This window comes from Bacillus sp. MAG717A, from assembly GCF_036884855.1.
Classification (GTDB): Bacteria; Bacillota; Bacilli; order Bacillales; family Bacillaceae; genus Bacillus; species Bacillus safensis.
Genome location: NZ_CP145733.1, coordinates 1,437,735 through 1,452,253, shown reverse-complemented (window position 1 = coordinate 1,452,253; position 14,519 = coordinate 1,437,735). Strand labels below are relative to the sequence as shown.

17 protein-coding genes are annotated in these 14,519 nt (G+C 40.7%); 4 read left to right on the top strand and 13 right to left on the bottom strand.

The window, feature by feature from the left end; translation table 11 throughout:
- Positions 1-152: 152 nt before the first annotated feature.
- Together opuFB and V6Z54_RS07470 are read right to left on the bottom strand one after the other, a co-directional pair.
- Complete coding sequence (gene opuFB / locus V6Z54_RS07475; protein WP_269102968.1) at positions 153-1,670, bottom strand: osmoprotectant update ABC transporter permease/substrate-binding subunit OpuFB; 1,518 nt, start codon at positions 1,668-1,670, stop codon at positions 153-155.
- Positions 1,663-2,628: an ABC transporter ATP-binding protein gene (locus V6Z54_RS07470; protein WP_338527857.1), complete on the bottom strand. Its 966-nt coding sequence runs from the start codon at positions 2,626-2,628 to the stop codon at positions 1,663-1,665. Before V6Z54_RS07470 ends, opuFB begins: the two co-directional genes overlap by 8 nt.
- Before the next feature lie 220 nt (positions 2,629-2,848).
- On the opposite strand from V6Z54_RS07470, the gene V6Z54_RS07465 reads away from it, so the two are divergent.
- Positions 2,849-3,298, top strand: coding sequence for a hypothetical protein (locus V6Z54_RS07465; RefSeq protein ID WP_041089389.1), 450 nt, complete (start codon positions 2,849-2,851; stop codon positions 3,296-3,298).
- Positions 3,299-3,397: 99 nt separating this feature from the next.
- Here V6Z54_RS07465 and rpsR read toward each other — a convergent pair whose 3' ends face one another.
- From rpsR to V6Z54_RS07440, 5 genes are all read right to left on the bottom strand, one after another.
- Complete coding sequence (gene rpsR, locus V6Z54_RS07460; protein ID WP_008359105.1) at positions 3,398-3,637, bottom strand: 30S ribosomal protein S18; 240 nt, start codon at positions 3,635-3,637, stop codon at positions 3,398-3,400.
- Positions 3,638-3,677: 40 nt separating this feature from the next.
- Positions 3,678-4,220: a single-stranded DNA-binding protein SsbA gene (gene ssbA / locus V6Z54_RS07455; protein WP_007497456.1), complete on the bottom strand. Its 543-nt coding sequence runs from the start codon at positions 4,218-4,220 to the stop codon at positions 3,678-3,680.
- A 36-nt stretch (positions 4,221-4,256) separates the two neighbouring features.
- On the bottom strand, positions 4,257-4,544 hold the full coding sequence (rpsF, locus tag V6Z54_RS07450; protein ID WP_024424058.1) for a 30S ribosomal protein S6: 288 nt from the start codon (positions 4,542-4,544) through the stop codon (positions 4,257-4,259).
- 108 nt (positions 4,545-4,652) lie between these two features.
- Positions 4,653-5,753, bottom strand: coding sequence for a redox-regulated ATPase YchF (gene ychF / locus V6Z54_RS07445; protein WP_041089387.1), 1,101 nt, complete (start codon positions 5,751-5,753; stop codon positions 4,653-4,655).
- 216 nt (positions 5,754-5,969) lie between these two features.
- A complete protein-coding gene (locus V6Z54_RS07440) occupies positions 5,970-6,176 on the bottom strand; it encodes a DUF951 domain-containing protein (RefSeq protein WP_008347561.1) in 207 nt (68 codons plus the stop codon).
- Positions 6,177-6,470: 294 nt separating this feature from the next.
- On the opposite strand from V6Z54_RS07440, the gene V6Z54_RS07435 reads away from it, so the two are divergent.
- Both V6Z54_RS07435 and V6Z54_RS07430 read left to right on the top strand, forming a co-directional pair.
- Positions 6,471-7,790, top strand: a complete 1,320-nt coding sequence (locus V6Z54_RS07435; protein ID WP_338527856.1) for a hydrolase — start codon at positions 6,471-6,473, stop codon at positions 7,788-7,790.
- 15 nt (positions 7,791-7,805) lie between these two features.
- Positions 7,806-8,216 (top strand): hypothetical protein, encoded by a 411-nt coding sequence (locus tag V6Z54_RS07430; protein ID WP_041089382.1) that lies wholly within the window; start codon positions 7,806-7,808, stop codon positions 8,214-8,216.
- Between the two features lie 25 nt (positions 8,217-8,241).
- Here V6Z54_RS07430 and V6Z54_RS07425 read toward each other — a convergent pair whose 3' ends face one another.
- Complete coding sequence (locus tag V6Z54_RS07425; RefSeq protein WP_080772310.1) at positions 8,242-9,297, bottom strand: hypothetical protein; 1,056 nt, start codon at positions 9,295-9,297, stop codon at positions 8,242-8,244.
- A 72-nt stretch (positions 9,298-9,369) separates the two neighbouring features.
- Here V6Z54_RS07425 and yyaC point away from each other — a divergent pair, with 72 nt between their 5' ends.
- Complete coding sequence (yyaC, locus tag V6Z54_RS07420; RefSeq protein WP_041089378.1) at positions 9,370-9,996, top strand: spore protease YyaC; 627 nt, start codon at positions 9,370-9,372, stop codon at positions 9,994-9,996.
- Positions 9,997-10,021: 25 nt separating this feature from the next.
- Here yyaC and V6Z54_RS07415 read toward each other — a convergent pair whose 3' ends face one another.
- The 5 genes from V6Z54_RS07415 to rsmG form a co-directional block, all read right to left on the bottom strand.
- Positions 10,022-10,876: a ParB/RepB/Spo0J family partition protein gene (locus tag V6Z54_RS07415; protein WP_024424064.1), complete on the bottom strand. Its 855-nt coding sequence runs from the start codon at positions 10,874-10,876 to the stop codon at positions 10,022-10,024.
- Entirely contained in the window at positions 10,869-11,630 is a 762-nt protein-coding gene (gene soj / locus V6Z54_RS07410; protein WP_008360890.1) for a sporulation initiation inhibitor protein Soj, read from the bottom strand. The genes V6Z54_RS07415 and soj overlap by 8 nt, the downstream gene beginning before the upstream one ends.
- Positions 11,631-11,864: 234 nt before the next feature.
- Positions 11,865-12,692 (bottom strand): orthopoxovirus pf05708 family protein, encoded by an 828-nt coding sequence (locus V6Z54_RS07405; RefSeq protein ID WP_338527963.1) that lies wholly within the window; start codon positions 12,690-12,692, stop codon positions 11,865-11,867.
- A gap of 126 nt (positions 12,693-12,818) precedes the next feature.
- A complete protein-coding gene (noc, locus tag V6Z54_RS07400; RefSeq protein WP_041089376.1) occupies positions 12,819-13,694 on the bottom strand; it encodes a nucleoid occlusion protein in 876 nt (291 codons plus the stop codon).
- Positions 13,695-13,799: 105 nt separating this feature from the next.
- Positions 13,800-14,519: a 16S rRNA (guanine(527)-N(7))-methyltransferase RsmG gene (gene rsmG, locus V6Z54_RS07395; RefSeq protein WP_024424068.1), complete on the bottom strand. Its 720-nt coding sequence runs from the start codon at positions 14,517-14,519 to the stop codon at positions 13,800-13,802.

Here is a 14,519-nt window from a genome sequence, read left to right as displayed (position 1 = left end):
TTTATATTATCTCGAATTCGAGATATTAGATCAAAAAAATATATTTATCTCGAATTAAGGATATGATGTTTTTAAGTAAATGTCAATGATTTTTGTTTTTTCTTTTAAAAAAGCAGAGCTGCTTTGCCTTAAACAGCCCTGCTTTGCCTTGATTATTGCAGCAATTTTTTCTTTTTTAAATAGGCTTTCGCTACCTGAAATGCATCCTTCCCCTTCACATTGACTTCAAAATTCATTTCTCTCATCTCATCGTCTGTGATTTGCCCCGCAAGTTTATTGAGAGAGGTCTCAATCTCAGGGAATTCAGTTAATGTCTCCTGCCTGAGCAGCGGTGCTCCTTGATATGGCGGGAAAACATGCTGATCATCATCAAGCACCTTTAATTTGTATTGTCTCAATTCACTATCTGTCGAATACGCATCGACTAAATTGATATCCCCTTTTTGAATCGCTCGATACCGAAGCTTCGGCTCCATCGTCACGACATCGTTAAAGGAAAATTGATAGGCTTTTTGAATGCCTCGATACCCATCCTGACGATCAGAAAACTCTAAGGTGAATCCAGCTTTTATGCGGTTTTTGATCTTACCTAGATCTGAAATGTTAGACACCTCATATTGATCAGCCAGTGACTGCGGCACGGCTAAAGCATACGTATTGTTGTATGCCATGGGCTCAAGAAGGCGGAGCTGAAAGGATGATTCTAATCCGCGCCGAGCTTGCTCATACACTTTTCTTTTATCTGTGCTTTTTGCTGTTTCCTTGAGGAATTCAGAAATCGCTGTACCCGTAAACTCAGGATAAATGTCAATATCACCAGAGCGTAAAGCCTGGAAAACAAAGGACGTCTTGCCAAGACCGGGCTTTAGGTTCACTTGAATATCTGTATCCTGTTCAATTAAAAGCTTATACATCGAAATCAAAATCTCAGGCTCTGAACCTAACTTCCCGCCAATGGTGATTTCTTTCTTTTCTTGCTGAAACAGCAAGGGGGAAGCGACAACTGCTCCTGCAATCAAAGCAAAAACAGTCACAGAGATCACCGTCTTTTTAAAGGAAATTTTCTCAAAGGTTCGCAGCACCACATCAAATAAGAGTGCGAGTAAGGCAGCTGGTATCGCGCCAATGACAATGAGCGACATATCATTTCGATCAATTCCCAGCAGGATTAAGCTTCCTAATCCCCCAGCCCCGATCAGTGCTGCCAGAGTGGCGGTTCCCACAATGAGAACCATCCCGGTTCGGATACCCGCCATGATCACTGGCATCGCAAGAGGTAGCTCCACCTTTAATAACCGTTTGCGATGATTCATCCCCATAGCAAGCGCTGCTTCTCTCAGGGAAGGATCAACCTCCTGAATGCCTGTATATGTATTTCTTAAAATAGGGAGTAAGGCATAGACCACAAGCGCAATAATGGCAGGCACTTGCCCAATCCCCACGAGAGGAATCAGCAAGCCAAGCAGTGCAAGCGACGGAATTGTTTGCAAGACAGCCGTCACCCCGATGACCCACTCCGCTAGCTTTGGAACCCTTGTTAAATAGATACCTAATGGAATGGCAATCAAAATCGCTAAAAATAAAGCGATAAAAGAAATTTGAATATGCTCAAGTAAGGCGTGTCCCAATTGTTCTTTTCGTTCCCATAACACACGAGTCCAATCATTCATGTGAATCGCCCCTCTCTCTAGGAGAATCAGCTAAAAACTGAATCACTGCTTGACGGTTCACTAGTCCTATCCGATCTCCATTCTTTTCTACAGCCAATTCCTCGTGCCTTGCCAATTGAGATAAGACTTCATCCAGTGTGGCATGTGCTGAGACCGCCTCAAAGGATAAAAGAGCTTCGTGAGCCATCGGTTGCGCCAAGTTTTCCAGCTCAAATGCTTGATGTCCTACATGATGGGCAGCCCCTGAGACAAACTCCTGTACAAAGGCATTGGCTGGTTGCTGAACCAATTCCTCAGGACGTCCGATCTGCACTACTTTTCCTTCATTCATCACACAAATTCGATCACCCAGCTTCATAGCTTCCTGCATATCATGCGTCACAAAAACAATGGTTTTTTGAATACGGCGCTGCAAATCAAGTAGATCATCCTGCAATTTCTCCCTCGTTAGTGGATCTAACGCACTAAAAGGTTCATCCATCAGGACAATCTCAGGATCAGCTGCAAGTGCCCGTGCCACACCGACACGTTGCTGCTGCCCACCAGAAAGCTCTGCTGGCTTTCGATGTCGATACATAGCAGGATTAAGCCCGACCATCAACATGAGTTCATCAACACGCTGATCGGTCTCATTCCGGCTCCATTGCTTAAGCTCTGGCACCACAGCAATATTTTCTTCTATGGTCATATGAGGAAAAAGCGCAATTTGCTGCAGAACATAACCGATATCCCAGCGCAGCTCATACATATCATAATCACTTATTTTTTGACCTTTTATGTAAATCTCACCTTCTGTTGAAGTAATGAGACGATTGATCATTTTCAATGTCGTCGTTTTCCCGCTGCCACTAGGTCCAATCAATACAAAAAACTCACCTTGCTGAATCTCCAAATCAACAGATTGAACGGCATAGCGCTCATCAGAAAATTGCATCGATACCTTTTTAAATTCAATCATCTTCCCACGCCCTGACTACAATTATTTTCTAGACTACCAATATGACAGATCAACCTCATATTTGTATAGAATAAACTGTCACTTTTACATACTTCCCCTTCACATTGACTTAATAATTCGATTCTCTAATATTTTGTTAATAATATTCCATCTAGTGTGTATTCCTTTTTAGTGTTTACTGGTAAAATTCTTATAAAAGATATTTCTTGGGGGAGAAACAATGACTAATACCTGCCCATACTGTGGCACAAAACTAAATATAGAAACGGATTTCTTCTTTTGTGATTTTTGCGATATGAATTTACCACTAGATCAGATTCAAAAAGACGGAGAAAGAATCCAGATAATAAATAGAGAAATCAATTCTGCCTATCTTAATATGACAACTCCAGAATTGATGACATTTTCAACATGGGAACTGATACTTCTTCTAAAAGAGGCTAGAAAAACAAGAGCATTCTTTTTTGAGCCTAATACTCGCAAAAATACACAGAAGGGAGAAGATGAACAATTTAAACTATCCACCAAAAAAATGTATGTAATTGAAAATATACTGAAGATACGGCTAGGTTATATCCCAGCAAATCTAAATCAATCTTTCCTCAACAGATATAACAAAAATATAGAAAACCCTAAATATAAAACAAAAATGCTAATATGGGAAACCTAATTAATATATTTTCACTTGAGCAGTTTAAATTTTTAATATCTATTTTATTTAATAAAAAAAGCGAAGAGCTCGGGGCTCTCCGCTTTTTAAGTCAACGACTTACTCACCAGTAACGTATGGAAGTAATGCCATTTGACGTGATCTTTTGATCGCTAATGTCAATTTACGTTGATACTTAGCGCTAGTTCCTGTTACACGACGAGGTAAAATTTTACCACGCTCAGAAACAAACTTTCTAAGAAGATCAACATCTTTGTAATCGATGTGCGTGATACCGTTAGAAGTAAAGAAACATACTTTACGACGTTTCGCACGACCGCCTCTGCGTCCACCTGCCATTTGTTTTCACACCTTTCCTTTAGTCATTTTTTCAGATCAATTAGAATGGCAAATCATCATCGGAGATGTCAATCGGTTTACCATCGTTCGCAAATGGGTCATCATTGAAGCTATTTCCCTGATTACGATTTTGGTTGTTTTGATTGCCATATGGATTTTGACTTGGTTCATTTCCAAATGGATTCTGATCATTTTGGCTCCCGCCATAATACTGGCCTCCGCTATTGCCACCGCCGCTGTATCCACCTGAACCAGCACCGCCGCTCTTAGGCTCAAGAAATTGAACACTTTCAGCTTGAACCTCTGTCACGAAGACACGCTGTCCTTGCTGATTTTCATAGTTTCTTGTCTGCAAACGACCGTCTACACCGGCAAGACTTCCTTTTTTCAAGAAATTAGCCACGTTCTCGGCTTGTCTTCTCCAAGTAACACAGTTAATGAAATCGGCTTCACGCTCTCCAGATTGATTCGTAAACGTACGATTCACAGCTAGAGTAAACGTGGCTACAGCCGCACCATTAGGCGTGTAGCGAAGCTCAGGGTCTTTTGTTAGTCTTCCGACCAATACAACACGGTTTAGCATATTGAAAGACCACCTTTAAATATATATTTCAATGATTTATACTTCTTCTTTAACAACAATGTGGCGAATGATATCGTCACTGATCTTAGCTAAGCGGTCAAATTCTTGAACTGCTGCAGCGTCAGATTGAACGTTTACGATTTGGTAGAAACCGTCACGGAAATCGTTGATTTCGTATGCAAGACGACGTTTACCCCAATCCTTTGTTCCAGTGATCTCCGCACCGTTAGAAGTTAACACGTTATTGAAACGCTCGATAACTGCTTTTTTAGCTTCATCGTCAACTGTTGGGCGGATGATGTACATAACTTCGTACTTTCTCATCTGATTGCACCTCCTTTTGGTCTAAGCGGCCCTAAACGGGCAAGGAGCAATAAATTATATTACTCACAATTGTATATTATAACAAATCACTTGGCCTATGACAAGAACCTATACGTTAAAACGGAAATGAATGACGTCTCCATCTTTCACTACATATTCTTTACCTTCTAGACGAACTTTTCCTGCTTCTTTAGCAGCAGACATACTTCCGCCAGCTAGTAAATCCTCATACGCAACCGTTTCAGCACGAATAAATCCACGCTCGAAGTCTGTGTGGATGATTCCAGCACATTCTGGCGCTTTCATTCCTTTTTTAAATGTCCAAGCACGTACCTCTTGCTCACCTGCTGTGAAATACGTAGCTAATCCTAGAAGAGAATAAGATGCTCTAATTAGCTGATCAAGCCCTGACTCATTAATACCAAGCTCTTCAAGGAACATTTGCTTCTCTTCTCCTTCAAGCTCTGCAATTTCAGACTCGATCTTCGCACAAACGACGATGACTTCAGCATTTTCACCAGAAGCAAACTCACGGATTTGCTGAACATATTCGTTGCCGTCATGATCCGCTACTTCATCCTCACTCACATTTGCTACATAAAGAACTGGTTTAGATGTGAGTAAATGAAGCTGTTTCACAAGCTTTTGCTGCTCATCTGTAAATTCAACCGATCTAGCAGATTTTCCAGCTTCAAATGCGTCCTTCAGCTTTTCCAAAATATCAAATTCAGCTACAGCTTCCTTGTCTTTTTGCTTCGCAAGCTTACTCACACGAGTTAAACGCTTTTCAACCGTTTCTAAATCAGCCAAAATCAATTCTAAATTAATCGTTTCAATATCTGACACTGGGTCAACTTTACCTGATACGTGTGTAATGTTGTCATCTGCAAAAGCTCTGACCACGTGACAAATCGCATCTACTTGACGAATATGAGAAAGGAATTTATTCCCTAAACCTTCACCTTTAGATGCACCTTTGACAATACCCGCAATATCAGTGAATTCGAAAGCAGTGGGAACTGTCTTTTTCGGCTGCACTAATTCTGTTAGCTTTTGTAAACGCTCGTCTGGAACTTCTACAATTCCGACGTTTGGATCAATGGTACAAAACGGATAGTTAGCAGACTCCGCTCCAGCCTGTGTAATTGCATTAAATAGCGTTGACTTCCCGACGTTAGGTAAGCCAACAATACCAGCTGTTAAAGCCATTCTTTCATCTCCTCTATATCAAACGTGCTCGTTATACTGCGTAATATGAACCTAGAGCAATTATAAGTAGGTTTACATGAAAAGACAAGCTAACCATCATGCATTTTCAATAGAAGAAACATCGTAAAAAAGAATAAATCAATGCTTCAAAACGGGAAATTGCACCTGGCTTTGCTGTAGAAAAGACAAATTTAATAAAAAAAGCATGAGGCCTACTTAAGCAGTTGGCTCCTCATGCTTGACGAGAATTTTCTTCATTTTTCGTTCAAAATCTCTTCTTGGGATCATCACGCTGTGTCCGCAGCCTTCACATTTAATACGGATATCCATGCCCAAACGAATGACCTTCCACCGATTGGCACCACATGGATGGGGCTTTTTCATTTCAACAACATCATGTAACCCAAACGCTTTGTCTGCCATCAGCCTTCACCTCTCTTGCTCATTTCATTGAATCTATTGTACAAAAAAACGGCGATGGAGGGCAATGCACAAAACAAAGAGTCTCTTTCAATCGTTCATCCTATTCTTTTTTAGAGAAAAAACCCTTCTTTTAGATCATTTTATTTGTGACCAATAGTTACTTAAACTCCGCTTTTTTTCAATATTGTCACAAACACTGTAGGTCAAAAGGTTTTTATTGGTAGAACGCGGTGGTTTTTCCATATTTTTTGATTTATGATATCTGCATAAATGTTATGTGAGGGAGCAGGTACGATGGTCAATCGAAAGGATATATTAACTGATAAAGAATATAAAATCATATCCGATCATGCTGGAAATATCGACAATTACCAGCAGCACCATACGATAGAAATAGGTCAGCAAACACTCACTGTCCACGATTTTCTAAAGATCGACCAAAAATTATATGGTTTAACGATGCAGCCGGAACAATCAGACGAACTCATCGTCGCTTTTCACTGTCCGCTGCCACATCAAATGACGGTGACATCTAAGCAAGATGTACACAACGCGGCACAGTCTTTGCTCAAAACAGACTATGCCTATCCAATTGAAAGAAAGTCCCTTGATGGCAATCAAGACCATGTCTTTTTTAAAGGGAAGGAATACATAGATACAGTCTGTCAGAAGCATCCGAATGCAGGTATCCATCTCACTGGACAAGCACTTGCCGGTGCTGTTTGTGCTTATGTTGCAACAGAACAGCCAGCTGTCAAAAAAGCCGTTACCTTTGACAGCCCAAATATATGGAGCAGCCTGTCGCCTTCGATTCAGCAAAAGGCGCAGCAGGGTCAATATACACACATGTTGACTGAATATATTCAGCCTAGTCATTACGTCGGTTTACTCAATCGTCATGATCAAGGGGTTGGACAAGTCAAGTACACCGTACCGCCAAAGCAGCAAGGCTCAGTCCAAGAATCCGTTAAATACAAAAAAAGAGAAATAGACACCTTTTTAAAATCAGCTTTTGCATCTATGAATATAGAATGGAACGAATCCTTTGATACAAATGCTTTTTTAGCTCTCGTTTCAGGAGAATTTAAAGAAAATGGATATTCATTCCATCCGAATGGATCTGCCCGTATTTTAGATGAACAGCTTGATCATAATACAAGTTTTACAGCCATGCTGCTGCAAGAAATTCATTCTGGACGTGCATATGCACAAAGCGGACTTGAAATTATCATAAAATCCCATTTACTGAAAAATTCATCCTATGATCTGCAAAGTATTATTGAACATGAAGTGCACACTGTATTTGAGAAAATCGATGGAATTGATGAAAGCGTAAAAGACGCCGTTCATCATGTAAAACAAGAGCTCAAAGGACTCGTCGGCTTTGGCCACTATGATTTATTAAGTCATAGTGATGTGGAAGCACTCGTAGAGGAAGTGAGGATGGAACAGACCCATGCCTCCTTTTATTCACACGAAAAACAACTGAATGCCTTGTACACCCTGAGAGATTACGAACAAGAGCTTTCTGCCCTTTCAAGACATATGTATACAATGGGTGATGACTACGCCAAGGCAGATAGACGCCTTGCGGTGCAAATGGGTATTCATTAAGAAAGGAGTCATCGTATGATCAATCAAAATAAACCTCCTAGTGACGCCCAGCGTTTCTTGCAAAATGTGAGTGCCCGCCGCTCCATGTCTGTATTCGAAAATCAATCGGCACCACACACACAAACACAGTCTCCTGAAGAAATCGCCGCCATTCAGGCCATGCGCAGAGAAGGGCAGCGAAAAGATCTAAAACGGCTGCTCAAAATGCGGCTGCACGACGAATTAGCAAATACTCGCGTGCACTTGGAGTATCAATTGGCTAAAACAGAAGACATGATAAACCAGACGACCATTGTCAAACAGCACATTTCCCTACATTTAAAGGGACAGGCCATTTCAGAATTAGAGGATCGCCTCCAGCGTCTTAAACAAATGCCTGTCTACGATGACATCAAAGAAGCTATTGATTCAATTCAGATCAAATAAGCACAGCTCTTAAAAAGAGAGGTGCTTATTTTGTTTTATCAATATAATTTTTAGGGTGAGAAAATATCTTTTTACTTAAAATCGGATACAGCATTAAACAGACGAGCAAATAAAGATTCAACAAACTATATATCGGATACAAGAAAGCAATCAAATCAGCAAATCCAAGAGATGTTAAAGGGGCCATCAAAAGAAGCATCACCAATACAACCAGCCAGCGGGGCATTCGTACAAAAGAAAGCATCCGGCTGGATAATCCAAATAAACCTGCTGCCGTCGTCGTATAAATGGCTAGACAAAGGACAACCGTCATAAACACAAACAAAGACGCCGGCGCCCCTTCTAATACTGTAAACAGAGGAATTCCCTCTGCTGAAAGGCTTCCAGAAATATCAACCAGTATTTCGTTATACACATACGAGATGACACCAAAAATGAGACCGCTTAATATACTCGCCACTTTGGCTTCCCCAAGCCCTTTCATTTCTTTCCCAACCGAAGACAGCACTGCCACAACGGATAATATATTCAAAGAAGCAAAGACAATGCTGGCAGGCCAATTGTACTGCTGCCCAAAATCAATCCGCCACATATGATCATGGTTCATATAATAAAAAACAAACGCATAGATGAGCCCTGCCACCAAAATTGGTATAATGAAAGCATTCACAGATAAAAGCCCTTTCACATCCCAGAAAAAAATCATAAATGAAAACAAACAGAACGCGCCGATGCCAATCCAAAAAGGCACATGATACATCTCAAGAGTTACCCCGCCGCCGGCAATCATGACCGTCGTTGTCGTGAATAAATAAAGGACAATTAACACGTCATACACCTTAGCCAGCCATGGACCGACAAGCCGCTCCAGCACTGGCACAAAGTGATCGGCACGCACCTCATAACTGATTTTTAACACCACATAGGTAGACAGCATAAACATCAATGTAAACAGTAGAATGGCTAGTCCGCTATCAATGCCAAAAAACTGCCAAATTTCCTGGCCGGAAGCATATCCCGCTCCTATTAAGCTTCCTAAAATTAAAAGCGTCCACCTTGAACCAGCCTTCCACACAATCATCACCTCATAGGTATAGAATTAAGCTTGTTTCCGTATACTGTTACTAACTACTATGACAAGGAAGTGAGACCTATGAATAGCAAGAACGGTCTTTTTTTTAGAAATAGGGTGAAAGAATACGTGTCCCATACGGATACAAATGCCATTCAACAGCTTAAAAGTATTTTATTCTCGCATCTTCAGAAAGCAGGAAAAAGACCCGTTGCCATCGTTTGTATTGGAACAGACCGCTCAACTGGCGACTCTCTAGGTCCACTTGTTGGTACAAAGCTTTCAAGTTTAGATTTGAAAAAGCTTCATGTATATGGAACACTCTCTGATCCAGTGCATGCAGTCAATTTAAAAGAAAAACTCGCTGAAATTGAACAAGCTCATAAACACCCGTTTATTGTAGCGGTTGATGCTTGTTTAGGAAGGGTGAAAAGTGTCGGTTCCTTCCAAATTGGAGATGGGCCGTTAAAGCCTGGAGCTGGTGTGCAAAAAGAGCTGCCAGAGGTAGGAGATATTCATATTAATGGAATCGTCAATGTGAGTGGTTTCATGGAATACTTCGTTCTCCAAAACACACGTCTTCATCTTGTCATGTCTATGGCCAATACACTTTCTGAAAGTCTATCTCACATTGACCAAATGGATTGGGCGAGAGAAAAAAGCCGGTCTCTCTTCACACCTATTCAAAATATCACTGGGAGAATATAAAAAAGACCATCCTGTATCAAGATGGTCACTCTGATGATTCCCTCGTAGAAAGCAATTCAAGGATTCTTTCTAAATCTTCATTGGAGAGAAATTCAATCTCAATTTTCCCTTTTTTCTTTTGTTTCTTGATCGTCACGGAAGTACCAAAGTAGTTTTGTAAGAAAGACTCTCTTTCTTTCAACACTCGATCCTTTGGTGCTTCTTTTTTCTTTGTTTCACGTGGAACATTTTCGTTTAACTGCTGCACAAGTTTCTCAACCTGGCGTACGTTTAATCCCTCATCCACGATTTTCTTTACTAAAGGCGCCAGCTTCTTTTTGTTTTTTAAGCTAAGCAATGTCCGGCCATGTCCCATTGATAACGTTCCATTTGCAATCAGCTTTTGTATGTCATCCGGTAAAGTCAACAGACGGAGATGGTTCGCAATATGCGGTCTGCTTTTCCCTAATCGCTTCGCTAATTCCTCTTGCGTCACACTTAGATGATCCAGCAAGGAAGCATACGCTTCGGCTTCCTCTAGTGGAGATAGATCCTCGCGCTGCAGGTTTTCTAAAAGGGCAATTTCTCTCATTAGCGTTTCTGAAAACTCTCGAACGATCGCAGGAATTGTTGTCAGACCAGCTTGTTGTGCCGCGCGAAAACGGCGCTCCCCTGCTACAATGTCATATCCTTTAATCGATTTACGAACAATGATTGGCTGTAAAACACCGTGCTGCTGAATCGATTCTTTCAGATCAGACAACGCATCATCATCAAACGTTTTCCTTGGCTGATACGGATTCGGGCGCAAATCCTTTAGTTTGATTTCTTCAACCGTTTCTTCATTTGAGTCTACGTTGTTAAATAGTGCATTAATACCCTTTCCTAGACCTTTAGCCATTCGCATCCACTTCCTTTGCTAAGTCTAAATAGACATCTGCACCTCTTGAACGTGGATCATACAAGATAATCGGCTTTCCATGACTTGGCGCTTCACTCAGTCTCACATTTCTAGGAATCACGGTTTGATAGACTTTATCTCTAAAGTACTTCTTCACTTCTTCAATAACCTGAATCCCAAGATTTGTTCTGGCATCAAGCATTGTCAGTAAGACACCTTCAATGGCTAGATCGGTATTTAAATGTTTCTGCACGAGACGAACTGTGTTTAACAATTGGCTCAATCCTTCAAGCGCATAATATTCGCACTGAACTGGTATTAAAACGGAATCAGAGGCAGTTAACGCATTAATCGTCAGTAGTCCAAGTGATGGCGGGCAGTCAATAATCATATAATCATAATTCTGCTTAACAGATTCAAGTGCTCTCTTCAGCCTCACTTCACGTGAGATTGTAGGCACAAGCTCTATTTCAGCCCCTGCAAGCTGTATCGTCGCAGGAATGACATCAAGATTTTCGACCTCTGTTGTCTTAATCACATCAAGAACATCTGCATCATCAACTAAAATATCGTACACACACTTCTCTACGTCGGCCTTCTCAATCCCAATACCACTCGTGGCATTGCCCTGCGGATCAATATCAACTAACAACACTCGTTTGCCTATGTATGCTAAACACGCACCCAAATTAACAGAAGTTGTCGTCTTCCCGACGCCGCCCTTCTGGTTGGTAATCGCTATGATTTTTCCCACGATGTCACCCACTTTCAACTTAACAAGTTTCTCATTCATTCATACTTCCTATTCTATCAAAAAAAGTATGAAACGTTTGCTTTTTTTGTTTCCCTATTATAAATTCGTCGGTGAATGTTGAGTTTCGTACATGAAAAACCGAATGAAAACACAGTAAAAAATATATTAATATATCTTTTTCGAGAAATAAACATACTCAAAACCCTCACTTTCATCAAAAGTGAGGGTCACATGTCAAAAGTTTAATTCACCTATTTTACGGCCTTCACTCACAATGACCTTAGGAGTTACTGTTTTATAGCTTTTCTTTTTTAAAAATCCATAGGGTGTCTTAATGGTAAAAGTCGCATGTCCCAAAGCGTCCCCTGTTTTGCCATAAGCCTGCCACACAATCTTTGAACAATAAGTCGGATCCAGTGATTGAATGGACATGGTGATGGAGTAGCGAGCCTTCGGATGACCTTTCACATAATCGTGTGCCCATTCCCCTGCTAAATCTGCCTTCTCCTCTTGATTAATTCGAATTACCTTTGTATTGGCACTATAGCGAAACCAGTTATGAATGGAATCAAGTTGAGGATGCTGCCGAAACCCCGGAATAGAAGCATAGCTTTTCTCATTAATGACGATACCTGCATGTCCAACCAACCCCTTCACAGCATCAGTAGTTGTCACCAAAATATCTCCTTTTTTAGGAATAATATCGGTACCAGGATACGGCTTTCCTAAAAGGAGCTTGAGAGTGTGCGGCTTTTCATCTGTCACCAGTTCATCCTGCTTATTTTGTCGTAATCCATAGTTCTTCAAATCATCGTCAGCTGTAATCAAGTCGATCGAATCGTCGGAAGACGCATACTCTTGATTGAATTGCTGTACAGTCACATCTTGAGAAACAGCACCTTGCTCCTTCAGAACGTTCAATTCTTCGTTGGTCATCAAGCTTTCATCCGCATGATGAGCCGTTGGCAATTTCACAGCGTATATTGTGGCTTCATTTGAAAAAAGAGAAAAAGAAAATAGTAAATAACAAATAATGGCGAAAGTAGTCTTCTTCATTTTCATCAAGTAGTGTCACCTCCTTTACACTTCTAAAATCATATTTTACCAATTTATAAATATAATGTATATTGAATGTGTGCTAGAAATAAGACAAAAAAAAGCTGACGAGTGGCGCTCATCAGCTTTTTTCTATTTAGGGATTCGAATCGTTAATTGGATATATTCCTCAAACTCTTCTTCCTCGGTATTTATCTTAAGTCCGCTGTCTTCCACCATGTGGAGAGACTGACGAATGGTATTCATCGCAATTCGTGTATCACGACTAAACGCCTTACGTTTTGGCTTCGGTTTGCGATCTGTTTTTTGTTCAAGCATCTTCACTACACGCTCTTCAGTCTGTTTCACATTCAACTGCTTTTCGATGATTTCCTGCAATAGCGCGATTTGTAATTCTGGAAGCTTTAGAGGCACAAGTGAACGTGCATGCCTTTCAGAGATTTTTTTCTCTAAAATGGCCTGTTGTACCTCTTCAGGCAACTTTAACAGTCTTAATTTGTTTGCAACAGTTGATTGTCCCTTACCTAAACGCTGAGCAAGAGCCTCTTGTGTTAAATCATGAAGCTCTAAAAGACGTGCATAAGCATGAGCCTCCTCAATAGCAGACAGCTCTTCTCTTTGCAAATTTTCAATCAACGCCACAGATGCCGTTTCCGTATCAGTAAAATCTTTTATAATAGCGGGGATTTTCTCCCATTGAAGAGTCTGTACCGCTCTCCAACGTCTTTCGCCGGCGATCAGTTCATATTTTCCTTCTTCTTCTGTTGGTCTAACAACAATCGGTTGGATAATGCCATGGGTATGAATCGTCGTGGCCAGCTCTTGTATCTTTTCTTCTGAAAAAATGGTGCGTGGCTGAAAACGGTTTGGCATAATTGTGTTGACCGGGAGCTCCTGTATCTCTTCCTTTAATGTATCATGCTCAGCAATCTCTGCCTCTATTTCGGTTTCACGCTCAGGATGTTCTTTGTCACCAAGCCCGAAGAAGCGTGAGAGTGAATGCTTCATGAACCTACACCACCTTTAAAAACTACCTTTTTATAATTCTATTTTCTCATGTTTTTTCCTTCTGTAAAATCATAAATATTGAAGAAAAACCGACCTTTTACATGATCAACCTTCTATTGGTGATTTATTAGGTGTTCCTGGTTTTCTAGGATATTTTTTTGGTGTCTGCTTTTTCTTTTCAATGACAATAATGTTCCGTTCGCTTTCTTCTAAAGGAAGAACAAAGGAATGCTTTTCAACAACCTCTCCTCCGAGGACTGTGACGGCTTTTTTCCCTGCTTGCATTTCTTCATCAGCGGCAGATGCTTTTAAGGCAACAAACAATCCTTCCTTTTTCACTAGAGGCAGACAAAGTTCGCTCAAGACGGATAAACGTGCAACTGCTCTAGCAGTGACAAGATCATAGCTTTCACGCTTTTCCTTACGTTGTCCAAACGTTTCCGCACGATCATGATAAAAAGTAGTATCTTGTAAGTTTAATCCTTTTGCTAATTCATTGAGAAACGTAATTCGTTTCTGAAGAGAATCAACAATGGTCACATGTAGATGAGGGAAACAAATTTTAAGAGGAATGCTTGGAAAACCAGCACCAGCTCCAATATCACAAATCGTCGTCACTTTGTGAAAATCAATAAAAAATGCTGCTGATATTGAATCATAAAAATGCTTTAAATACACTTCTTCCTTTTCAGTAATGGACGTTAAATTCATTTTCTCGTTCCATTCTACAAGCATGCGGAAGTAGGTTTCAAATTGTTCAAGCTGCACAGGAGAAAGAGTGATCCCTTTCTCCTCTAGTGCTGCTGTAAATTGTTCAATGTTCAT